Annotated in this window: 21 protein-coding genes; 3 read left to right on the forward strand and 18 right to left on the reverse strand. The window is 37.4% G+C overall.

Annotated features, from left to right (window positions below; all coding sequences use genetic code 11):
* Positions 1 to 148: 148 nt before the first annotated feature.
* Positions 149 to 610 carry a CYTH domain-containing protein gene (locus AC559H_RS08360; RefSeq protein ID WP_026789208.1) on the reverse strand — a complete coding sequence of 154 codons (462 nt, stop codon included), beginning with the start codon at positions 608 to 610 and terminating at the stop codon, positions 149 to 151.
* 282 nt (positions 611 to 892) lie between these two features.
* Between AC559H_RS08360 and AC559H_RS08365 the strand changes: the two genes are divergently transcribed.
* Positions 893 to 2,908 carry an FAD-dependent oxidoreductase gene (locus tag AC559H_RS08365; RefSeq protein ID WP_026794275.1) on the forward strand — a complete coding sequence of 672 codons (2,016 nt, stop codon included), beginning with the start codon at positions 893 to 895 and terminating at the stop codon, positions 2,906 to 2,908.
* Between the two features lie 72 nt (positions 2,909 to 2,980).
* On the forward strand, positions 2,981 to 4,039 hold the full coding sequence (locus tag AC559H_RS08370) for an aromatic ring-hydroxylating dioxygenase subunit alpha (protein WP_026794276.1): 1,059 nt from the start codon (positions 2,981 to 2,983) through the stop codon (positions 4,037 to 4,039).
* A 136-nt stretch (positions 4,040 to 4,175) separates the two neighbouring features.
* Here AC559H_RS08370 and AC559H_RS08375 read toward each other — a convergent pair whose 3' ends face one another.
* The 15 genes from AC559H_RS08375 to AC559H_RS08445 all read right to left on the reverse strand — a co-directional run bounded on the left by AC559H_RS08375 (position 4,176) and on the right by AC559H_RS08445 (position 22,338).
* Positions 4,176 to 7,460, reverse strand: coding sequence for a SpoIIE family protein phosphatase (locus tag AC559H_RS08375; RefSeq protein WP_052349583.1), 3,285 nt, complete (start codon positions 7,458 to 7,460; stop codon positions 4,176 to 4,178).
* A 283-nt stretch (positions 7,461 to 7,743) separates the two neighbouring features.
* On the reverse strand, positions 7,744 to 8,322 hold the full coding sequence (locus tag AC559H_RS08380; RefSeq protein ID WP_026794277.1) for a UbiX family flavin prenyltransferase: 579 nt from the start codon (positions 8,320 to 8,322) through the stop codon (positions 7,744 to 7,746).
* A gap of 59 nt (positions 8,323 to 8,381) precedes the next feature.
* Positions 8,382 to 9,716 (reverse strand): mechanosensitive ion channel family protein, encoded by a 1,335-nt coding sequence (locus tag AC559H_RS08385; protein WP_026794278.1) that lies wholly within the window; start codon positions 9,714 to 9,716, stop codon positions 8,382 to 8,384.
* A 12-nt stretch (positions 9,717 to 9,728) separates the two neighbouring features.
* On the reverse strand, positions 9,729 to 10,895 hold the full coding sequence (locus AC559H_RS08390) for a sugar ABC transporter substrate-binding protein (RefSeq protein WP_148292300.1): 1,167 nt from the start codon (positions 10,893 to 10,895) through the stop codon (positions 9,729 to 9,731).
* Between the two features lie 229 nt (positions 10,896 to 11,124).
* Positions 11,125 to 12,813, reverse strand: coding sequence for an NAD(P)H-quinone oxidoreductase subunit 4 (locus AC559H_RS08395; RefSeq protein ID WP_026794280.1), 1,689 nt, complete (start codon positions 12,811 to 12,813; stop codon positions 11,125 to 11,127).
* A gap of 273 nt (positions 12,814 to 13,086) precedes the next feature.
* Positions 13,087 to 13,800: a hypothetical protein gene (locus AC559H_RS08400; protein ID WP_026794281.1), complete on the reverse strand. Its 714-nt coding sequence runs from the start codon at positions 13,798 to 13,800 to the stop codon at positions 13,087 to 13,089.
* A gap of 4 nt (positions 13,801 to 13,804) precedes the next feature.
* A complete protein-coding gene (locus AC559H_RS08405) occupies positions 13,805 to 14,800 on the reverse strand; it encodes a MotA/TolQ/ExbB proton channel family protein (protein ID WP_026794282.1) in 996 nt (331 codons plus the stop codon).
* 179 nt (positions 14,801 to 14,979) lie between these two features.
* Complete coding sequence (locus AC559H_RS08410) at positions 14,980 to 15,327, reverse strand: hypothetical protein (RefSeq protein WP_026794283.1); 348 nt, start codon at positions 15,325 to 15,327, stop codon at positions 14,980 to 14,982.
* Positions 15,328 to 15,446: 119 nt separating this feature from the next.
* Positions 15,447 to 15,794: a hypothetical protein gene (locus AC559H_RS08415; RefSeq protein WP_051319868.1), complete on the reverse strand. Its 348-nt coding sequence runs from the start codon at positions 15,792 to 15,794 to the stop codon at positions 15,447 to 15,449.
* Between the two features lie 240 nt (positions 15,795 to 16,034).
* The gene (locus tag AC559H_RS08420) at positions 16,035 to 18,116 is read right to left on the reverse strand and encodes an FHA domain-containing protein (RefSeq protein WP_026794284.1); all 2,082 of its coding nucleotides are present in this window, start codon (positions 18,114 to 18,116) and stop codon (positions 16,035 to 16,037) included.
* 127 nt (positions 18,117 to 18,243) lie between these two features.
* Positions 18,244 to 18,732 (reverse strand): membrane protein, encoded by a 489-nt coding sequence (locus AC559H_RS08425; RefSeq protein WP_036834162.1) that lies wholly within the window; start codon positions 18,730 to 18,732, stop codon positions 18,244 to 18,246.
* 28 nt (positions 18,733 to 18,760) lie between these two features.
* Positions 18,761 to 20,515, reverse strand: a complete 1,755-nt coding sequence (locus AC559H_RS08430) for a serine/threonine-protein kinase (RefSeq protein WP_026794286.1) — start codon at positions 20,513 to 20,515, stop codon at positions 18,761 to 18,763.
* Between the two features lie 117 nt (positions 20,516 to 20,632).
* Positions 20,633 to 20,938, reverse strand: a complete 306-nt coding sequence (locus tag AC559H_RS08435) for an FAD-dependent oxidoreductase (RefSeq protein WP_026794287.1) — start codon at positions 20,936 to 20,938, stop codon at positions 20,633 to 20,635.
* A gap of 33 nt (positions 20,939 to 20,971) precedes the next feature.
* Positions 20,972 to 21,808 carry a ribosome biogenesis GTPase YlqF gene (ylqF, locus tag AC559H_RS08440; protein WP_026794288.1) on the reverse strand — a complete coding sequence of 279 codons (837 nt, stop codon included), beginning with the start codon at positions 21,806 to 21,808 and terminating at the stop codon, positions 20,972 to 20,974.
* Positions 21,809 to 21,921: 113 nt separating this feature from the next.
* Complete coding sequence (locus tag AC559H_RS08445) at positions 21,922 to 22,338, reverse strand: universal stress protein (protein WP_026789200.1); 417 nt, start codon at positions 22,336 to 22,338, stop codon at positions 21,922 to 21,924.
* 165 nt (positions 22,339 to 22,503) lie between these two features.
* Between AC559H_RS08445 and AC559H_RS08450 the strand changes: the two genes are divergently transcribed.
* A complete protein-coding gene (locus AC559H_RS08450; RefSeq protein WP_026794289.1) occupies positions 22,504 to 23,700 on the forward strand; it encodes a phosphoglycerate kinase in 1,197 nt (398 codons plus the stop codon).
* Positions 23,701 to 23,780: 80 nt separating this feature from the next.
* Here the strand turns inward: AC559H_RS08450 and AC559H_RS08455 are convergent, their stop codons facing one another.
* Together AC559H_RS08455 and AC559H_RS08460 are read right to left on the reverse strand one after the other, a co-directional pair.
* The gene (locus tag AC559H_RS08455) at positions 23,781 to 24,194 is read right to left on the reverse strand and encodes a type II toxin-antitoxin system VapC family toxin (protein WP_026794290.1); all 414 of its coding nucleotides are present in this window, start codon (positions 24,192 to 24,194) and stop codon (positions 23,781 to 23,783) included.
* A complete protein-coding gene (locus tag AC559H_RS08460) occupies positions 24,191 to 24,451 on the reverse strand; it encodes a hypothetical protein (RefSeq protein ID WP_026794291.1) in 261 nt (86 codons plus the stop codon). Before AC559H_RS08460 ends, AC559H_RS08455 begins: the two co-directional genes overlap by 4 nt.
* Between the last annotated feature and the right edge of the window lie 41 nt (positions 24,452 to 24,492).

A 24,492-nucleotide genomic window follows, 5' to 3' on the forward strand; every position in this document is an offset into this window, starting at 1 on the left:
ACAGGGTTTCTGAGTCCCACGCGCGACTATATCTAGTTGTTTTAATAGATAAACCTGAGCATTAAAATCGCAATATAGAATATGGAAAAATAGTCATAGAGCCTGGAGACGGGAAAAGAAAGAAAAGAGGGAAGCCCTGAAGGGCTTACTACGGTTTGAAGGGGTTTTTAACTAAGTTGGAGTTATAATACCGAGGATCGGAGGTGACTTCTTTTCCGATCCAATGGGGAATATTAATATTTTGATCTTCTGTTTCTAGTTCTACTTCTGCTAAGATTAATCCTTGATTCTCTCCCCAAAATTCATCAACTTCCCAAATTAAATCCCCGATATTAATTTTATATCTGGTTTTTTCAATTAAAGGGCGATCGCATAATGTTTCTAATAATTCTTGAGCATCATCAACGGGTATTTCATACTCAAATTCTGCCCGACTACTTCCTGTTGTTAGCCCTTTAATCGTTAAATATCCCTGACTTCCTACGACCCGCACCCGCACCGTGCGACCATTGATATTAGCAATATAGCCTTGACGATAGGTTTCTCCCACTGCAAGCGATCGCCATTCATCCCCCTGAACTAAAAATTTTCGTTCAATTTCTATTGCCATTTATAGTGATCTAAAAAATTATCTGTTCATGATTATACCATAAAATTTTATATTTTTATCAACAAATAAAAAAAAATCCCGTTGTTGCGCTGTTGTTGCGCTGTTGTTGCGCTTCAGCGCAATCTTGAGGGCTAAAGCCCAACAACATACAACATCATGTTTATGTTAATAATAATTAATTTGCCAATAGCTACAAAATTGATATAATCATTATACGGTGAGCGTCATCGCTTCGTAGATTAGAAAATAATCTGGCTTTAAAATTTTAAGTTTATTTTATCCATGACTGAACTATTTAATCCTTCTGAAAATTCTAATGTTTCTCGTCGTTTTATTCTTAAACTATTAGGAATTAGTTCTGTTGGTGGACTCTTAGGTTATTCTCGATTCCATAAACCTGAACCAACAATTTTCCAGCCAAATATCCTGAATTTACCCCAATTTTTAACCCAACCTAAGCACGTTGTAATTGTCGGTGCAGGATTAGCCGGATTAGCCTGTGCTTATGAATTGAGTCAACGGGGATTTAAAGTTACTTTATTAGAAAAATCTCCCCAATTGGGCGGTAAAATTGCTAGTTGGGATATTAAAATAGGTGATAAAACCTTTAAAATGGAACATGGTTTTCATGGGTTCTTTCCCCAATATTATAACTTAAAATCCTTAGTTAAAGAAATCCAAATTGAAGATAATTTTAAATCATTAGAATCCTATGCCGTGGTTTTTAAAAATAACCAATATCAACCGGAAATATTCCGTCCTAGTCGGTCTGCATTTCCTTGGAATGTGGTGGATTTAGGGTTCTCTTCTGCTAATCGTTTAAACTGGGGAATTAATCTGACTCATTTGAATCATTGGAAAGTATTTAGAGAAATTGGTGGGTTTAAAATTCCCAATAGTTTTCAACGTTTGGATGACATTTCTGTGGCGGACTGGGTGAGTCAAGATTTCCCTCAAGGTTTGTATGATTTATATTTTCTTCCCTTTGCTAAATCGAGTTTAAATGCACCGGATAAATTGAGTGTGGGGGAATTGATGCAGTTTTTCCATTTCTATTTTTTTGGTAATCCTGAAGGGTTGGCTTTTAATGGAACTTGTCAAGATATGGGAACCAGTTTAGTCCAACCTTTAGTTAAAGCAATTCAACAAAAAGGAGGAGAAGTTTTAACCGATGTTACCGTGAATAATATTAACTGGAATCAAGGAAAAATTGATTCTATTAGTTATTTTCAAGGTAATCAAATTAATTCAGTTCCATTTTGGGTAAAATATAATCCAATTCTATCATTAATTGACCCCCCCTGCCCCTGCCCCCCCTTGGTAAGCGGGGGTGAATATCAGGAATTGGTCGGGGGTGACTGTTTAGAATATTTTGGGTCTGGAGATGATATTTATGCGGTATCTGGAGAGAATAATCAAGCTATTTCTTTGCAATGTACCCATCAAGGTTGTACGGTACAAATGGCAGAAGATGGATATTTTCATTGTCCTTGTCATGGGGCAGTTTTTAATCAAAAAGGTCAGGTAATTTCTGGCCCAGCACAACGAGATTTACCAAATTATCAGGTAATAGAAAGACAGGATAATCAAGTTAAGTTAGTTGGTATTAATAATATAACCAGAAATTCATCTATTACAAATAATATCCAGGCAGATTATTATGTATTAGCGACGGATATTCCTGGGACGCAACGATTATTTACCTTGATGAATGGGGAAATCAATCAACAGGTGAAACAACAAATTGAACAACTACAAGTCGCTGACCCCTTTGCAGTTTGTAGGTTTTGGTTTGACCGAGATTTCCCTTGGGAATATAGCCATTTTACCTCTTTATCAGGTTATAATTTAACCGATAGTATTACCCTTTATCATCGTATTCAAGAGGAATATATTAAATGGTATAAAGAAACTGGGGGGACTGTGGTAGAACTTCATGCTTATTGTTATAAAGAAACGCAATTTCCCACACAAGAAGCTTTATTAATAACTTTTGAACAGGAACTTTATGAAATTGTCCCCGAATTAAAATTAGCTACCCTATTACATCGAGAATTAGTCAATCAGAAAAATTTTGCCGGATATCCCCCCGGAAGTTATGCAAATCGTCCGGCTACAAATTCTGGGGTTACTAATTTAATGTTTGCGGGAGATTGGGTAAAAATGCCCTTTCCCTGTGGTTTAATGGAAAGGGCTGTTAGTAGTGGATTATTAGCAGCAAATGAAATTTTATATCAGGAGGGTTTGCAAAAACGACCGCTTTTTTCTGTAAATCCAGAAGGATTTTTAAAGATATAAAATTGATATTACTTTAATTCCGCGTAGGCGGAATTTGTTTGTGTAGCTGCGATTGAAATCGCCCAGGTTAATATGAATCAAGAAAAATTATCCAATACAACATCAAAAACCAACGATATTCGACAGTCAGGAATAAACCCGAATCATTGGTATGTTGTAGCAGCAATTCATGAAGTCAAAACTCAACCCCTGGAAGTAAAATTATGGAATCAAAATATTGTTTTATTTCGGGATAGTTTAGGCAAAATTCAAGCATTGGAAAATCGCTGTCCCCATCGACAAGTTAAATTAAGTCATGGTAAAATCATATCAGATTATATAGAATGCGCTTATCATGGTTGGCAATTTAATTCTCAGGGAGAATGTGTCAAAGTTCCCTATTTAGAGGATAACCAAAAATTACCTAAAAATTGTAAAATCCGAGAATATTCAGTTAAAGAATTAGATGGTTTTATCTGGCTTTTTCCTGGGGATAATCCTAATTTAATTCAACCCTTAGCAATTCCAGAATGGGATAATCTAAATTATATTGCAACGGTTTCAGTTATTCATTATCAAGGACATTTTTCCTTTTTAATTGAGAATTTAATGGATATGTACCACGGACATTTACATCAAGATTTACAAGCATGGACGGATGCTATTTTAGACAAGATAGAAGCAGATGAAAACCGAGTTGATGCTTACTATCAAGCTAAAAGTTATTATAAAATTGATAAAATTTGGTCAATTTCCCAGCTATTTTTTTCCGGTTTAAGACAACTTCATCCTGAACCTTTAACGGTTAGTTATATTTATCCCCATTGGGTTTCTACTTTGGGAGACTATTTTAAAATATATTGTTTATTCTGTCCGATTAGTTTAACAGAAACCAAGGCATATTTAATTCATTTTACCTCATTAAATGCCTTTTGGCGACTCCATAAACTGCCTATAAAATTCAGAAAATTTGTCAAAAATTTATGTTTTGGTTCCGCCCAAAAACTATTAGATGGGTTGGTTAAACAGGATGTTTTAATGATAGAAGAAGAACAAAAAGCCTATTTACAAAATCCCCAACAAAAAGGATATGAATTTAACCCGACTATCGCCAGTATTCAAAGGTTAATTAACAATCAAGTTGAAAAATAATCAGTAGGGGGTCATCAATACAAAATTTCGTTGTTGCGCTTTAGCGCTCCATAAAGGGGCATTCATCCCAACAACAAATATGGAGCGCTGAAGCGCAACAACAAATATGGAGCGCTGAAGCGCAACAACTATGAATTTATGCTTTTTGCTTCAAAATTAATAGGGTAATATCATCAAACTGTTTTTCTTTTCCTCGGAATGTCAAAACATCATTAATCACAGATTGTTTAATATCTTCTATCGGGTGTTGCCAATTTTCAGAAATAACATCACAGAGTCTATCAAGTCCATACTGTTGTCTATCAACATTAAAGGTTTCTGTAATTCCATCGGTATATAAAACCACTCCATCTCCGGTTTTTAACTCGACGGTTGCGGAATTAATAAACTCCGTAATATTTTCATCTAAAGCAATCGGAAGACCTAAATCCATCGTATCAATCCGTTCAATATTACCATCAGAACGAACAATCAAAATTTCCTCATGCTGTCCACTAATAGTTAACAATCCTTGATAATAATTTAATAGTACCAAAGTCAAGTTTCTATCCACATTCATCCGTTCAATATTTTTATAAAGAGTGCTGTTAAGAATAGTCAAAAATTGGATAGGGTTAGTTTCTCTAATTTCCGTGAGGGTGCGAATTCCCATTTGAGTCATTAACATTAAAATCCCACTTTCTAAACCATGTCCGGTGACATCTCCAATTCCCAATGTCACCACACCATCGGTTTCTAAAACATCATAATAATCTCCGCCAACTTCCTCCGCAGGTTCCATAAATCCCACAATTTCTACTCCTTGAATAGCTGCGAGTTCCTCCGGTCTAGGTAGAATCATTTGTTGTAAACGACGAGTTACTTCTAATTCCGTTGCTAACCGTAAATTTTCCGTTTGTAGGCGACTAATATTAACATGGGTTTTAATTCTGGCTAAAAGTTCATCCTTAGCAAAGGGTTTCATCATATAATCATTTGCGCCCATATTTAACCCTGTAACAATATCTTGAACTTGAGTTTTAGCCGTCAATAAAATAATCGGTAATTCCGTGGCATTAAACTTTTCTCTCAGTTTTTGAGTCACTTCATATCCAGTCATTTTAGGCATCATTACATCCAATAACATCACATCAGGTCTGAGTCCTTTAGCAATTAATTCCAAGGTTTCTTCGCCATTACTGGCTTGAAAAACGGCATATTGATTTAATGAAAGATTATTAAATAAGACTTGACGATTAACGGCTTCATCATCAACAATCAGAATCTTAATAACTTCCGAAGAAAGATTAATTTGGGGTTGAACAAAACTAGAATTAATTGATAATAAGGTATTAATTTCTTGAGGTTGTAGTGGATTTTTTACTCGGTTTTCCGTCGGCGTTTTAACTGCATTTTCAGCAATGGGCAGGGTAAACGTAAATCGAGAACCGATACCCACCTCCGATTCAACGGTAATTTCACCTCTATGTAATTCAATCAATTGTTTAGTAATAGTTAATCCTAATCCGGTGCCGCCATATTCTCTAGCAGTTGACCCTTCTCCCTGTTCAAAGGATTCAAAAATTCGGTCTAATTTATTAGTAGGAATCCCAATTCCCGTATCAGAAATTGTAATTGCAATTTGAGACTTATTGCCTTTAGTTAAAATGATGGCTGAAATTTCTACGATGCCTTCTGGGGTAAATTTAATCGCATTTCCAATTAAATTATAGAAAATTTGTTGTAACCGATTTTCGTCAGCTTCCGCTAGGGGAAAATCAACCGAAATCCGATTAATAATATGTAAATTTTTATGCGTAATTAGATGTTGACTCAAAATACAAACCGCATCCACAATTGCCCTAATATCAAGGGGTCGCAGTTCCAGTTCTATATTTTGGTGGCGCAGCTTAGAGAAATCTAAAATATCACCCACTAGACTCGATAAACGGCGACCACTAGCCGCAATCATGGCTAAATTACCATTAGTTTGGGGGGATAAATCTCCCGTCGCCCCATCAATTAAAGATTCAGCAATGCCAATAATTCCATTTAAAGGAGTTCGTAATTCATGGGAAGTATTGGCTAGAAATTCATCTTTTAATTGGTCTAAATGTTGCAGTTCTTCATTCTTGGCTTCTAAAATAGTAAAGGATTCTTTTAACTGTTTGGCCATGCTATTAAAAGATTTAGCTAACTGACCTAATTCATCTTCCCGTTTCAGGTTTACTTTTTGTTCCCAGTCTCCTTGGGCAATTTTTTTGGCGGCAATATTTAACTGTAAAATCGGTTTTACAATCCATTGTGCGGTTAATAATCCTATTAATGTAGCTCCCAATAATGCTAAACTACATAAAGCAATAGTGGTGCGAGTATTGGCATTAATTTGTTCCATAAAATCGGATTCAGGAACAACTACAAGAATTAACCAATTAACGGTTTTGCCCTTTTGAAAAGGTAACGCTTTGACAAAATAACGATCATGATTCCAAGTAAATTCTAGTTCTTTTCCTTGCTTAATATCCTTGAGATTAGTATAGGTTTTGCTTAAATATTTTGCGGTGGCTTGAGTTAAGGGATTTTGGCTTTTTATTGCCGCAAATAACTGTCTATCATCCTTAACTACTAGAAAGGGTTTTTCTAAAGTAGAAGTGGCTAATAATGTGCCATCACTGTCAATTAAAAAGGTTTGTCCTGATTTTCCTACCTTTAATCGATTTAAAAAATTTCCAATTTCATCTAACCGTAATGCGGTATTTAAAACTCCTTGAACTTCTCGGGTTTGAGGATTATAAACCGGAAGCAAAGCACTCATTAATAGAGTCGGTTCTAATAACGATAAATACACCGAACTCCAAGTCGCATCTCCGGCTTTTACTGCATCTTTATACCATACACCTTTTCGGGTATCAAAATCTTTAACAATGGTTGCAACTTCGGTGCGATCGCCTTTATAATCAGTCTTATAGGAATAGAAGTCAAAATTAGTGAATTTGTCAATCACATTAATTCTTAAAGACCCATCCCCCAACTGTTCCCCCGTGCGTTCCTGTCCAGCGGCATTAGTAATTTTAATAAAGTTAATATCAGGATAAATTTGTACCTGTCGCCAAAGATATTTTTCCCACTGGGTTAGGTCTTGAAAGGTTAAAATTCTCGACTGAAGTAAATTTAAGTTAGTTTGATTAATCTTTTCTGGAATAGCTAAATAGGCTTCTAAATTCTGTTCAACCCTAGCACTAATTTCATTTTGTAATTGACTCACCACCTCATTGACCGCCTTCTGTCCTGCATTAAAAGACAACCATCCCACAATCCCAACCGCCCCAAAAATTTGCAGTAAAAAAGGTATAATCAAAACCGTTCGGATCGGAATCGGACGCCGACTTTTCCGAACAATCTTAATCCACATTAACTGAAATTTAGGCAAAGAAATTGGCATTGAAGATAAAAAGTTATAATTGTTAAGTGAGTAATAGTTAATAGGTAATGGGTAATATAGCAATCCTAAATAGGTTGTAACATTTCAATACTGATATGAAACGGCCAGAAGTATTACCCCAGATCCCTCCCCCCAAAACCCCCGTGCACCGGGGTTTTGGGGGGGCTGTTCCGGTGTTCCCTTTTGATCAGGGATTTTAAACACAACTCAAATAGGATTGCTATAGGTAATAGGTAATGGGTAATAACTGGTACAGACGCGCCATGGCACGTCTCTACACTGATTACTGATTACTAATTCCCTCCCAGCGTTTCATCTGACCCCCATCAATATCAAAAAGATCAAGCACCCGACAAACCGTATTTGTAACCATTTCATCAATGGATTCCGGCATCGTATAAAATGCAGGAACCGGAGGCATAATAATCCCCCCACATTCGGTCACAGATAACATATTTTTAAGATGAATCGCATGGAGAGGGGTTTCCCGTACCATTAACACTAACCGACGACGTTCTTTGAGCACCACATCCGCCGCCCGGGTTAGGAGGTTGCTTGTCACTCCCGTCGCCACCTCAGCCAAGGTTTTCATCGAGCAGGGAAGAATCACCATCCCCATCGTCCGAAACGAACCACTAGATATAGCGGCTCCCACATCTCCAATAGGATAGCTGACGTTGGCCAGGTTGTGAAGTTGTTTACTATCTATATTCAACTCATGGGCTCTAGTGATTTCTCCCGCCCGAGAAACAACCAGATGGGTTTCCACATCGGTTTCCCGCAACAATTCCAACAGACGCACCGCATAAATAATACCACTAGCCCCACTAATACCCACGATGAGACGTTTAGAACTGGTCATGTTATTGGCGGCTTTCTAATCTGAATTATTCCATTTTAACCCTAAATAAACAAGTTTTTTCAATCAACTTCCTTTCTAATATCACTGCGAATATGTAAATCCCGTTGAGGGTAGGGAATTTCAATATTATTCTCCGCAAAAACTTTCCAAATTTCACAAGCAATTTCGCTCATAATTCGTTTCCCTCCAGTCGGAGTTGCTAACCAGACTGTGATCTCAAAATCTAAACTAGATTCTCCAAAATTAATAAAACTAACCAAAGGGGCCGGATCATTTAAAGTTTCGGGATGTTTATAGATAATTTCTAACAAAATCTCAATCACTTTTTGCGGGTCACAATCATAACTGACTCCCACAATTAAAGACTTTCGCACCCGGCGATCGCTACCCGTCATGGTTTTAAGTTCTTGGGTAAAAAAGATTTGATTCGGAATAATTTTTTCTGAATTATCTCTTATCACTTGTACCGTTGTCGCTCGCATACTGATTTTTTTAACTTCACTGGATTCTCCCCCAATTTCAATAATATCTCCCGGTCTTAACGAACCTTCAAACAATAAAAATATCCCACTAATAAAATTACTAAATACTTCCTTTAACCCAAAGCCAATACCGACAGATAACCCGCCCGTAATTGCAGCAAATGTTGTAGAATTAAATCCTAGATATCCAATAACAATCACAACTCCGAAAGTAATTAAAAAATAACGAATTAAAATCAAAGAGGCTTGAGCACCACCCGGATCAAGTTTCGTGCTATTAATAATAGTCTGCCAAAGGATATATTGTAAAATATTGACAGCAACAATCCATAAATATAACCCCACGGTACTAATTAAAATTGCTCCTATGGTGACTGAACTGCCAAATAAATTAATCACCACTACTTGCAGAAGTTGATCAAAATCTACAAATAAACTTAAAATTTCTCTCAAAACATATAAAATAAATATCGGTCTAAAAAAATAGAAATCGCACTCTTTAACCCGATTAATCGGAATAAATAGACATAAACTAACGATAAAAATTCGATAAAATAGATAAACCCATAAAATATTAATTGCGATCGTTAAAATTCCGGCAATCCATCCTTGATTAATGAATAAATTGTGAAATAAATTTAATACAATTAAGCTAAATCCCCGACCCGCTAAATCAGGAATTAAGATTAATCCACACCAATAGGGAGCTAAAGTTGTTTCTTGGGCTAGATTAATTGCTAGTTGTGGAAAATTTGCTTTGATTTTTTTACCGACCCAATAGGATAGGCTATGACTGACTAAAATCGAGATCAAAATTACCAACAATTGAATTTGTACCGGAGAGCGATTCAAAAAAATCAAGAGTTTAGTAATTTGATCAACAATAAATGTTAAATTGGGTTGATTAGACATATCGGATTTTTTTTAAGGTTGACTTGATTTCTGATTAACAGTTTCAGTAATCTGATGAGCAGCATCTTCAGCAGCGATACTTCCCCCTAATACTTGAGGATATAAACTATCACCCCTCTTCGCCCAAACCCGCGCTAATTCAACTTGATCTAGGGGAATTGCTATTGCAGTTTTAGCTTGCTCAACTAATATCGATTGTCGAGGAAACAAACGACTATTAACATTAACATTGTTATTAGCCGGAATAAAAGAGCCTTCTAGGAGGCTTAACCGCTTGCGAGTTTGTTCTGGATTTGTAAAAAATTGAGCCAATTGTAGGGATAATTTTTGTTGATTAGGACTCGATATTTGATTAAACAAAATCACACGGGAATAGAGAAAAGGCCCGGCGGGGTTGTTATCTTCCCCTGGTAATAAGGCAACACCCAAATTATCTTTTCCTAACCCTTGGCTATATTTGGGAAACCGCGAAGAATCACAAAAAACATAGGCCAATTGGTTATTAATAAACCCCTGTTCCAAGCCTTCAATACCATCATTAAAAACCATATTCGGTTCATTTTGGGCAATTTTTAGCCACTCCATCCATTTTGCCCAACTATTTTGATCAAAAACAAAATTACCTTGGAGATCAAAAGATTTCCCCCCAAAAACTTGCACCCCCCAAAAAGTAGCTACAAAATTAGACCATATCCCCACCGAGTAACCCATCTTTGCTTGTTGCAAGAGTTCAGTTAAAGTTTTAGGCGGTAACTTAACTTTCTTCTTGTTATAGCAAAGAGTTTGAGTCATCACCGAGGTGGGTATACCATACATTTTTCCTTGATAGCGAACATGACTAATCGCCGTAGGAAGATAACCAGAAAAATCAAAATCTTGAATCACCGGAATCAAATTATCCTGAACTAAACTCGGAATCACCCCAGAAACAGTAAAGATAAAATCCGGCCCCAAACCTCTGTTAACTTGTTGGCGGAATTGCCGCTCTAATTGATCATTGGGAACATATTCACTAACAATCCTAACATTAGGATATATTTGCATATAATCATTCAAGGAATCTTGCATAATTTCCTTGATTTTGTCCTCAAAGGAATGCCAAACTAAAATCTGTCCCTGAATGGATTGCGGTTGAGAATCAGATATTGTGTCTACATCCTTGGGACTGCAACTGGTCAAAAATATTAATACTAAGATAATTAACGATAAAAAACGGTAACGCAATTGATTTTCCTACTCCCTCAATTAAATATTAAAACATTCTATAGCAATCGGCAGATTAGTCTTGACAACTCCTTTGTGTCTTTGTGTCTTTGTGGTTAAATTAACCCCAACCCTAACTATAAAATAAGCGATCGCCTTTTTCAATCAAAGCGATCGCTTATTCTAAAAGAAACCCGGTTTCTATCTATTTCAACATTCCCGAAACCGAAGCCACCTCCGGTTTAGCAATCCGAGGAGCCATAAACCCTTTAGCATACAAATCAGGATTAGCCTTAGCCACTTGAGCATAAGAATCCCGCATCTGAGTATTCAGGGCAACGGTTGTGGCGTCATAAACCTTAGTCACCAGTTTAGGATATAACCCAATTCCCACAATCAGCACCAGGAAACTCGCAGCAATGAACATCTCCCGGGGTCGAGCATCACTAAAAGTAGCTTCCGAGGGCAGTACACAACTGGTTCCAAAACAAACCGCTTCTTGGTCATCAGAATTTTGTGAACCTGCATTACCCAACATACAAGCAGGCGCTTCACCCGTGGCATAGAATAACTGACGCAGCATTGACAGTAAATAAATCGGGGTCAGAACTAATCCCACACCCGCCAAAGCCACAATCACCACTCGGAAAGTCGTGCTATAAATATCGCTGGTGCTAATTCCAATAAACACCAACACCTCACTAGCAAAGCCACTCATCCCAGGTAAGGCCATAGATGCCATCGCCCCGGCGGTAAATAGAGTGAACACCCTGGGCATCGCCTTACCGATATAACCCATTTCATCCAAAGCCAGAGTATGGGTGCGGTCATAGGTAACACCCGCCAAGAAGAACAGCACCGCCGAAATCAGACCGTGAGAGATCATTTGTAACAATGCTCCACTCACCCCAATATCCGTAAAGGAGGCAATTCCAAGCAACACAAACCCCATGTGAGACACAGAGGAATAGGCCAAGCGGCGCTTCATATTCGACTGGCCAAAGGAATTTAAGCCACCATAGACAATATTAACCACCCCTAAAATTGCCAGAATCGGGGCAAAGTAGATATGGGCATCGGGTAGCATCCCCATATTCACTCGAATCAGACCGTATCCCCCCATTTTTAAGAGCACTCCAGCCAAAATCATCGAAACCGGAGCCGAGGCTTCACCGTGGGCATCCGGGAGCCAAGTATGTAGGGGAAAAACCGCCAATTTCAAGCCGAAGGCTATTAATAACCCGGCATAAGTAAATAATTCTAGGGTGAGAGGATAATCCTTCAGACCCAGTTCCACCATATCGAAAGTTAAGGGGCCACCGCCATAGAAGGCCATTGCTAAGGCAGCCACCAGGATAAATAAAGAGGCAGCGGCCGTATATAATAAAAATTTAGTTGCGGCGTAACGGCGTTTTGGCCCGCCCCAAATGGAAATTAATAGGTACACCGGAATTAATTCCAGTTCCCAGACAATAAATAACAGCAGCAAGTCTTGAGCCACAAACACCCCGATTTGGGCCGAATACAGCACCAACATCAGGAAGTAGAACAGACGAGGTTTTTGGTCTACCTGCCAAGCTGCAAAAATAGATAGAGTTGTAACCAGTCCAGCCAGAAGTACCAGGGGAAGGGAAATTCCGTCAACAGAAACGGCCCAGTTCAAACCCAATTGCGGCGCCCAGGGAAACTTTTCCACCAGTTGGAAATTTGCACTGCTGGGATCGTAATACTTCAAGAAGACATAGCACATTAATAATAAGTCGGCGATGCCTACACCCAGGGCATACCAGCGCAACTGTTTGCCGTTTTGATCAGGCAGTACAGGAATTAGCACTGAAGCAAGGAGTGGGAATAGGACTATCGTAGTCAGCCAGGGAAATTGATCCGCCATCATGACAGTAAGAACAAATACTTATCCGTGAATAATTGTATTGTACTCAACTTTGTAACGATTTGTATATGAATTTTTATCGGGGGTAATTATTGATTAAAGTATATGCTTTTTTGATTTTTATTGAATTTGATCAATAGTCTCTTTATTCAACGATCTGTAGGGTGCGTAAGCGATCAGCGCACCAAGAAGTTTATTGATGCTATGGGTGAGATATGATAAAACCCGGTTTGTCAAATTGTAGTCAAACTTTTATCTGTATAAAAGTATTAAGAGCTATCCAGTTTTTCTTAAAACAAATTTTGGATCATTGGGTGAATTATACATCTCTAAGCGATCACTAAAAAAATCAATAAATATCTGCTGATTCATCACCTGCTCTCTATCACAAACTTCGATATTTTCTGTTCTTGAATAATTAGCATATTCACCTGTAAAAGTATTTCCTTGCAGAGTTCCATTAATCCGATAACTTATGGTTCCTTTTTCGGATTTAGTTGAGTCAATCATTGTGTTTGATGTTTGCAAGTAAATTAATGTATGTTCTTGTTGAATGATCTCATAATCATTATTGCAACCGTTGTAATAAAATTTACCCTCAAACTCACCTACATAATATCCTGTATACAAGTTTCTTTCGATCGCTAACTGTTTTTCCTGTTCGGCATTCTCAGCAAGGTCATTAGCGTTGTCTAGCTTTTTTGTTAACTCTTGATTTTGATCTATAAGTTGAGATTTTTCTTGATTTAATTGAGATTTCTCTTGATTTAATTGAGATTTCTCTTGATTTAATTGAGATTTCTCTTGATTTAATTGAGAAATAATGATATTTAAGCTATTTGATTTTTGAATTTGGGTGACAGAGACGGAATTAAAAATCAATGTATAAACTACAAAAAAAATTAAAAATAATCCCAAACTTGATAAAGCAATATCTGATATCAACTCAAATATTGTACTTTCATTTGCTCTTTTTGGTCTTCTTCTCATGGTTTTAATTAATCAAAGATAAAACAAAAATTACTATGAATATAAAAATACAGCCAATTAAGATATAAGTTAATTTTTGAATGACATTTAATACAATAACTATTTGATTCAGGAGCTTTTCTAAATTTTCTTGTTTTTGAACTTGACTAGATATTTGTAATTGAAATATTTCTCGATTCAAGTTACTAGAAATAGATAATAATTTTTCAGATGCTTGTGACATCGTTTCATTGTATTTTCTTAAAGATTGATCGATTTGAGATGAGGATTGAATAAAAGTTTTCATATTTTGATAAGCATCTGATAAATTCCTGACATCTTTCTCCCAGATTTGTTGCTGTAATTTAGGAATAATTTCAAGTTCTGCTTTATACCTCATCTGATCGATTAAATCTTCAATTAAATTAATCGTTGAGTGACTCAGGAGTTTGAGGAAAAATCCTCCTAAAACTGCACCTGCTAATGTTGTAATAAATGCACTGGACATTCCTGATAGTGCTTGTTTTAATCCAATGGCAGGATCGTTGAGATTACCCCCACTCTCTGAACCTATATTGGTCATACTACCCATTGCTTCTGATAGTCCTTCCATCGATAAGGTAAGTCCAACAACTGTTCCAATCATTCCTAAAGTAATTGATAAATTAGCAAATAACTGTACCCAACTTTCTTGTCTAAGGAGTCGATTTTCGATAATCATTAATGAAAAATCCTGAGAAATTGATAATTTACCCTGGGCAGCACGTTCTAAAGTTGTGATATGTTCCTTAAATAATCCTTGTGAATTTTTGAGTTTTGAAAATTCTATAAAAATTCTAATTGTGTTGATAATATTGATCACTAATGATACAATAAATAAAATGATAATAACAGTGGTGATTCCGGTTTTATCTGAATATTGATAACGCCAACGTTTATCCAAAGCAAATATTAGGGGGATCAGAGTTGTTGTTAGCCAAAATAGCCAAATATAAAAATCTTTGGGATTTTTTTGAATCATGTTTATATGAAATAAAATTATGATTGCTAAAAAATCCCCCCGGTAGAGATGTTGTCTGCAACGTCTCTACCGGGGGGAAGCAGAAGTATTGCATTGTTTTCACCGAATTAGTATAATCATCCATTACTGGAGAAGAAACCCGGTTTTTGCATCAGTCCTAAATCCGTTATTTTTGATGCTTATACATCTAAATAATCAATAGCGGCTTGAGTTATCGCCATTTCTTCCTGAGTCGATACTCCATCGGTGTTTAAATCTGCCATTTGGATATCTCCATCAGGAGTGTACACAACATCAGATACTTCATCTCCCGTGAGATCAATTCCTGTAGAAATTACCTCACCACTCCCTGGATTTAATTCAATGAATTGCTCCATTTTCTGATCTAAATCGTTATCAACTTCTACTGAAACAGCATGGGAGATTCCATCACCATCCCAATCTTTATAATTAACTACAACATCATTGTGATTATCGGTATTAAGGTCATAACCGACTTCGTGGTCACCTGAACCTGAATAAGTCATAATTCTTGATCCTCCAGTTTGAATTAAGTTATGATTTGAAAAAGTCAAAGAATTGCCTAGAATATGTCTAGGATTTGAGATAGATTTCAAGGCAATTTGCTATTAGCGATATCGTTAAATTAGAGTTGAGCGATCGATGATTCTGCTGCTTCTGTAATCGAAGTATCTTCAGGTACAGTAGTTTCACTCTCAACACTAAAATTGACCATACTGACATCAAAAGTGCCGTCGTTATCCGTATCAACGTAAGCAATATCAGGGACAGCATCATAATCAGTATCAGCTATAGCTGTATCCATGATTCCATCATAATTAGTGTCACCAATAATCAGATCAACAACACCATCAGCATTGGTATCAACTTCAACATAATCAGACTGACCATCAGTATTGGTATCGTAAGCAATACCCGTGTAATTACCGCTTTCTAAATCTGTGGAAGCTTCTACATCTCCAGAATAAGTCATACAGATTTTTACCTCAATTAACTGTCTCCTATTATAGTAAGCAATTTTAGAAGTCATCAACGATTTTTAGTTATATTAATATTTTTTAATATTTTAATGAAAATCAGTATATTTTGCACTTTTGCCAACTCAATAAACCCGGTTTCTTTAAGAAACCGGGTTTATAAGTTAACTTCCTTTAAAATTAGGAAGTATTAGTTAAAATAAGAACTATCCATAAAACAGAGATATGTCTGATGATCATGCAGATTCCCCCTTAAGGATTTTCAACAGTTCAGCTTGATCTTTTTGTAAATTAGCTAATTCAGTTTGATATTGTTTGAACTTTTGTTCTGTTTGAGTTAAATCAGATGATATCCGTTCAACCTCTTTTTTAATTGTGTCAGTGAGAGCTTGATCAGTAACAGTCAGATGATAAATAATATTCAGAGAAACTTTCTCGACCATTGACCTAGCGATCGCTTTATAATGTCCAGATAATTCTCTTTTTAAAGCTGTTATTTGTTGTTCCTGTTGTATTTTTTTACCTTGAAAAAAAGCCAGATTTCCACCCGCTAAATTCATCACCCCCATCATCAGAGGAATAGGGTCTACCCTAACTACAGATATTCCTCCACACATTACTATTCTGACGACATCCATCGCCAGTTTAGCAATTCCTCCATTGGCTGAATTTTGATGTGAATCAGTCGGTTTTATATACTCATCTTCCAACAATTTATCCACCTCAAAATTGTGATGAGATGATAGGTTTACTGGATAACCCGGAACCAATTTGAGCGAGTTTTGACTTCTTTGAAGGAACGTTTGTAAACCGCCTTCTGCATAAACCCAGAGAATGTTTTGCCATTCTAATTTTGCCCATTCACAGACTTGGGATTGACAAAAACGAATTAAATAATCATGCAGAGTTTCATTTTCTCGGATGGGAAAACCAGAAGTTGCTGAAGGTAACTGTACGTTTAATTGATTCCCTTGTGTTTTAACTTCCAATTCTTGTTCTACCAAACATTGAATTTTATGCAGCAGACTATCGTTAATCATTGGATTAATAAAACGGTCTTTAGATTGGGGAAAATGCGACAGTTTAATTTCGTTAATAATCTTGTTTTTATATTGACTAATTTCCTGTAATTTCAAATTAATTTTTTTTTGGAATTGAGGGATACTTTGAGACGCTAATCCAGTAGTTTCAATTTCTTTGATTTGGGTTTTTAATTGAGTATTTCGATCATTGATTACTTTTTCAATTAACGAAATTTGGCTAATAAACTCTGCTTTCACTCTCTCTTTCAAAATATCTTCTGTTTGCTGATTCGGTAAATTTTCCCAAACTTGACAAAACAGATGATATTCATTCTTTGGGTAAATTTCTGCTGAACTGCTGTAAAAATTGGGATAAAAGGGTTGTAAAGGTAAACAAGTTTGGATAACAGAAAGCTGACTACTATTTTGACGGTTAATCAATTCTGTTAAAAGTTTAATATTCTGACTATTCAGTTGTGAAAACTGGAGATTTTCTGTTGATGTATCCCAAACGATGAAAAACTTAAATAACTGGGTTTGAGCTATTTTTTCAATTAATTGTTGTTCAGATTCCGTGATGGGTTGGGAGGGATTTAACACGAAACAGAGAAGATCGCAGTTAGTCCAGAGTTGATCATATTGGGGAGGTTGGGTGACTTTAGTTTCTGAGGATTGAAAATTTAAGATTAATTCAGGACTTTTGAAGCTTAATTTATGATAACCCAGGGTAATGCGATCGCCTTTTTTTAATTGTTTCTTCCCTAATACCTTTTCCCCATTGACATAAGTTCCATTTGTACTTTTATCCTGAATTTCCCAACTGGGTTGAAGATTTCCTGAAGTCAAAATCGGAATAATTTCTGCATGATAGTTACTGACTAAACCACATTCATAAAGTCTGATCTGACATTGACTTCCCCGACCCAGGGAGATCGTTTCAGTCAGAGATAATTTGTAAGATGTGGGTTGTTGTCCGGTGGTGACAGAAGGTTGTAAAATTAATTGTGCTAATTGGAGCGTTTGAGTTTTTTCTGTTGCTTGGGGGATAGGAATTATTTTAAACTGATAGCTTGATGATAAACTAGGATAGTGATTGATAAAATTTCCCATTGCTATCATCTGTACCGGAAACCGACTGACAATATTAACTCGCAGTTTTCCAGTTTGCAAGGTTTGAGTCAGTTTTCTTAAGTTGTCCCTAACTTGACTAAATCTTCCTTGTTGTTTAACTCTAGCATTGACAAATTTTTCAACTGAATCAATTTTTTGTAAAAGTTTAGTGAATTTTTCAGACATAAATTTTAACCATTGATAGGAAAATTTCGTTAATCATGTCTTTTTGAAGAATAGTCAATGCAGTGACCGCTATGGACTATGATCACTCCAGATGTAAGAGTAAAATTAGATAACGATCACTCCAATATTATGCTTGGGAAAACAGTCCAATTAAGAACAGTAACCAGAAAAGTACACCAAAAACAATCCAAGCTATTTGTCCTCCTGTAAAACCTTCTCGAATCATCAGTCTTCCTCCTTCTTCTTGTTCCCAATAGTAATTAACAGCTTTTAAAATACTTACTAAGGGAATCAAAGATAGGTAACCAAGCAGAAGAAACAAATTTGACAACACAATAAAAAACCAATACAATGCTGTTATTCCGCCTGCTGATGGTCTGTTTTGGTATCCTTCCTTTTCAGCTAGATGAAAAACTTTTTTAGCGAGACTATATATCGTAAACCCAAAAAACCAAGCATAAAGCCAAGGATTAATGTTCAAATCATCTTTTTCCTTAAGAAATTTCCATTGCTTGTGACACCAAGGTATTTGGTAAAGTCCAAAAGTAATAATATATAAAAAGCAAAATTTTCCAACAGGTAAAACGTTAGAGTATTGTTGATTAGAGTTGGTCATGTCGGATCTCCTAATAAGGTAATATGAACTAAGATAAAGGTTGCCAAATTTTTATCATGCCATCACCGCAACCACTAATGATAGTTTGTTGATTGTGACTGAAAGCTAAACAATTTACTGATTTTGAATGCTCAGAAGCAGTAAAAATTTCTCCTCCAGTCTGTAAATTAAAAAGTTTAATGTTACCGTCTCTCAAACCTGCAATTAACGTAACATTATCCGGTGCGATCGCAATACTATTTACCTTAGTATTTATGGTCAAAGTTTTTAATAAATTACCTGTTTCCTGATTCCATAGTTTAATTGTGCCATCATTACTCCCACTAGCAACCGTCTTACCATTAGGAGAAATAGCGATCGCCCACACACAATCTAAATGTCCAGTACAATTGAATAGTAATTTTCCATTGGGCAAACTCCAAATTTTCACAGTATTGTCAAGACCACCACTAATAACTGTCTGACCGTCAGGTGCTATTACAACAGCCGTAACCGAGTTAGTATGACCTAGCAAATTTTTGAGTAGACCGCGAGTTCCTAAATGCCAAACTTTAATCGTTTTATCTCGACTTCCACTAACTAGAGTTTGACCATCATGATGAAGATCTATACAGTTAATACAATCTTTGTGAGCATTAATCGTAGCAATCAAATTGCCTTGGTGTAGATGCCATAACCTCAGCTTGTTATCTAAGCTACCACTGATCAAAATATTAGCCTCTGGAGTGATTGCCACACACTTGTAATAAGTTGAATCAGGCTTCATGAATCCTGGAATAATAGTAAATGTGCGAATTAATTTACCACTCGCTACTTCCCATAACTTAATTGTATTATCATCACTAGCACTGGCGAATTGCTCACTATTTGAAGTTAGAACCAGATGATTAACACTGGTTTTATGTCCTCTTATAGTTTGCACGCATTTCCATTGGCTAGGATTAGGATCATTAGGATCAATACCTAAGTCTTTTTCTACGTCTTTTGCAGATTGATAGCGATTACCCGGAACATAAGCTACCATTTTACTAAGAATACTGGCTAGATGATCACTAATTTGGGGTGCGAAATGCTTCCATATAATCTCACCTGTTTGGGGATCAGAATATTGCATTTGTAAGTCAATCGCACTGATTCCCGTAACAGCTTCTATCCCGATCATTCCTAGTGCATATAAGTCAGAAGATGGAGACACATTGCCTTGCTTTTGTTGCGGTGGCATATAACCTTCAGTCCCAACAACTACGGTAGTTTTAACTTGGTTTTGTTGAGTGACAATCAATTCAGGAGAAATCACTTGCTTGATGGAACCAAAGTCAATTAAGACTAATTTCTGATCGAAACTTCGGCGAATAATATTGTTAGGTTTAATATCCCGATGAATCACACCTCTGCTGTGAATAAAATCAAGAATTGGTAATAGCTCTCGCAGCATTCCATTAACTTGATTTTCTGACCAAGGTTGACCCGGCACTATGTCTTGACTAAGGGGATGGCCTGCAATATACTGTTGGATGAGATAAAATTCGCCCCCTTCCTCAAAGTGATCTAACAAACGAGGAATCTGGGGGTGATCTCCCAGTTGTCCAAGAGCATTAATTTCCTGTTTAAATAAACGTCTAGCTAGGTCGAGAGTTTTGGGATCAGCAGGTCTCAGTTGTTTCACCACACAATCTGGTGTTCCTGAGAGTTGAGTATCTTTTGTCAGGTAGGTTATCCCCTGTCCACCACTTCCCAGTTCTCTGACGATCTGGTAACGACCTTTTAAGATTTGCCCGTTCATAATTCGCTCAATTTTTTATTGATTGGGGGCTTTACAGATATTCTATCAGTGTTGAAAAAAAAAATCAACTTTGATTTAAAAATAAATATTTGGCGATCGCAATTCAGATCAAATACCTCAATGTTTGCTACATATCCCCTCGCGTAGTCTAATATTACCTTTGAGAACAACTATCTGTTCCGTTGGTAAAGTAACTCCGGCTTGTTTCAGAGCCCTTAGACCTCGCGAAAATAGGACAATATTATAACTCCGTCTGTTCTGAGTATTATCTAATTGGGAGTAAGAATCTCGGCGCTCATAAACCGAAACTTTCCAGTTCATCTGGGCTAAAATTAATGCCATTAGGGTTCCCGTGGGGCCAGCACCAACAACAATGGCGGTCTGATTTTGAGCAGCAACTTCTGTACTATCAGAAAATGTCATGGCTATCAACTCATGCTTTAAATTGACTGAAAACTAACGATTAGGAGGTAACTCTAAGGCAATATTTCCTAATAAACCCTTGCGAAAATCATTTAACATTTGACGGGCAGTTCTTTCGATATCTCCTTTATGCTTATATTCTGCCAACTCCTGTAAATAGACATCTCCATTCAGAGCCGTAAACTCTAATTGATATCGGGCAACCAACAAATGTTGTAAATTAAAATCTTGTAACAACTCTATTAAGACCGTAGCAACTTGTCGATTTTCATAAGAAGCTTCCCCAATATCTTCACAAATTGCTAACTTTAACGCATCTTCCTCTTTTTTGATTTTAGTCGGAATTACCCCAGGAGCATCCAATAATTCCAGACTGTCGGAAATTCTCACCCATTTCAAATGACGAGTCACCCCCGCCCGTCTAGCACTATCCACAATTCGCCGATTCAATAACCGATTAATCAATGCCGATTTTCCCACATTCGGAAAACCAATCACCACCGCCCGCACCGGACGGGGTAACATCCCCCTTGAGGCGCGTTTTTCATTCATTTGTACCCCCGCGACTTGGGCAGCTTTCGCCACAGCATCCACTCCATTGCCCAGCCTAGAATTCGTAAAATAGGCCGTTTCCCCCTGTTCTTCAAACCATTCCTCCCACTGTCTCTGAATATGGGAGGGAATCATATCCATGCGGTTAATTACCAGCACTTTCATTTTATTTCCTACCCACAGTGGAACATTAGGATGATGGGTCGTCAGAGGAATACGAGCATCTCGCACCTCCAAAACCACATCCACCCGTTTCAGTTGTTCTTGAAGGGTTCGTTCCGCTTTAGCAATATGACCGGGATACCATTGGATAGACATTATGTTAGGGGAGCAGGGGGAGCAGGGGAGGCAGGGCGGGTGTCTCACCGTAGTGAGTCCTTTAGGACTCTCTTAGAGGGAGCAGCTTAACAGTCAACCGTCAACACCCTACCTTAAGGAACAATCAGGACAGGACAGGGAGACAAATTAATTACACGGTTAGTAACGCTATCGGCCGCACCATCTTCGGTCAGACCAATTCCTCGACTCCCCATGACAATTAAATTCGCATTAATTTCATCAGCAACGTCACAAATCGTAAAAGCGGGTTTTCCCTCTTTTTCTAGGATTTGAGCCTCAATACCATCCTTAGAAAACAGGGTTTGAGCCTGTTTTAGTAAGTCCGCCACCGCTTCCGGGGACGACATTTGTTCAGGATGGGGTTGAGGTTCGGTCACCTCAGCATTGGGTTCCACAACCGCCAAAACATAGAGACTAGACCCAAAGGTTTTGACCAGGTTGGTCACAATTACCGCCGCTTCGTGGGCTTCACGGCTTTGGTCAACAGCAAATAAAATGGTTTTAAACATAATCGCGCATCTCCAAGACGCGGACTTAGGTAGAATGTTTACTGTGAACGATTAGGTGGTAGACCGGATGGGGTTGACAGACAGGATTAAACTGTCCGAAACCTGACCCATGCCACCTAAATTTAATCTGATTTAGACAACAACATATCCTAGGAGGATTATCCTGTGTCAAAAAAAACTGTAGCAGATTTATCCGCATCAGATTTATCTGGGAAACGGGTATTAGTCCGCGTTGATTTTAATGTTCCCCTAGATAACGGTTCAATTACCGATGATACACGGATTCGTGCGGCTCTGCCGACTATCCAAGATTTAACTTCCAAAGGCGCTAAAGTGATTTTAACCAGCCACTTTGGCCGTCCTAAAGGCGTAGACGAGTCCCTGCGTTTAACCCCTGTGGCAGCCCGGTTATCGGAATTGTTAGGTAAACCCGTTAAGAAATTTGACGATTGTATTGGGGATGAAGTCACCCAAGGAGTTGCTGAACTCCAAAATGGCGATGTGGCATTATTAGAAAATGTCCGTTTCTATGCCGAAGAAGAAGATAATGATCCTGAATTTGCGAAAAAATTAGCTTCTGTTGCTGATTTATACGTTAATGATGCTTTTGGAACCGCCCACCGTGCCCATGCTTCTACTGAAGGAGTAACTCATTATTTGCCTTCTGTCGCGGGTTATTTAATTGAAAAAGAACTCAAGTTTTTACAAGGTGCTATTGAAGAACCCAAACGTCCTTTAGCTGCTATTGTTGGCGGTTCTAAAGTGTCTTCTAAAATTGGTGTGATTGAAGCTCTTTTAGATAAATGCGATAAATTGCTGTTGGGCGGTGGGATGATTTTCACCTTCTATAAAGCTCGCGGTTTGAATGTGGGTAACTCTTTGGTGGAAGAAGATAAACTGGAATTAGCCCGCGAATTAGAAGCGAAAGCCAAAGAAAAAGGCGTGGCTTTTCTGTTACCTACCGATGTGATTATTGCGGATAAATTTGCTCCCGATGCGGAAGCAAAAACCGTTAGCATTAATGACATTCCCGATGGTTGGATGGGATTAGATATTGGCCCCGATTCTATTGAGGTTTTCCAAAAAGCTTTAGGCGACTGTAAAACAGTAATTTGGAACGGCCCGATGGGGGTTTTTGAGTTTGAGAAATTTGCCGCCGGGACAAAAGCGATCGCTTTAACTTTAGCAGATTTAACCAAAACAGGCACGATTACTATTATCGGTGGTGGTGACTCCGTTGCTGCTGTTGAACAGTTGAATTTAGGCGAACAAATGAGCCATATTTCTACTGGGGGCGGCGCCAGTTTAGAACTGTTAGAAGGGAAAGTATTACCTGGAATTGCAGCGTTAAATGATGCGTAATTTCAGCTTTAGTTAACATCAATTTGTAGGGAATATGGCGGTGTCATATTCCCTACTATTTTTTGACCATGAACGTTTAATTATGGAACTTGAATAATATCAAAAGTATCCTGATTGTCAATTCGATAAAATAAGAAGTCAGAATCAAGGGTTAAAATTTGATGATACCCTGTTTTTTCAGCTACTAAAACTAAGGTTGCATCCGCTAAATCCATTGGTCGATCAAAATATTTCTCCATTAACCCAAATAAACGAATATAGTCATTTTCTTCAATTTCATAAATAGTCAGTAATTTATTTAAGAGAAGTTGACCTAAATGTTTTTGCATAACCCAACCTCCACGATGCAAAGCAAGATACATGGCTTCTGTTAAACATGGCCAGGTTGTGATCAGAGGTTTTGTTAATTTTTGAATTGCACCCCTATAGGCTAGATGTTTCGGTTGACTGGAATCAACTAAACAAAGTAAAACACCTGCATCACAAAGAATCATAGGTTTAGACCTTGCTGGCGATATTTATTGAGTAGAATTTGCTGATATTCGTTAGTGGGTGTTGCAGTTTTTACTTGTAACTGATCAACTCCTTCAAACCATTTTAACCAGGCTTTTAGCAGCTTTTCATCAACATTACTCTGAACCGTTTTATCAAGATTTTGGTCAATGATCTTATCAATAGCTTGGTTAACTTCCTGTAACAGAGTTTCGGGAAGTTCTTCTAATTTAGCGAGAACAAGGTCACGGATACTCATGATGATTACCTCTTTCAATGCTATTAATTTTAACAAAATTA

The organism is Planktothrix prolifica NIVA-CYA 540 (genome assembly GCF_963864145.1).
Lineage (GTDB): Bacteria > Cyanobacteriota > Cyanobacteriia > Cyanobacteriales > Microcoleaceae > Planktothrix > Planktothrix agardhii.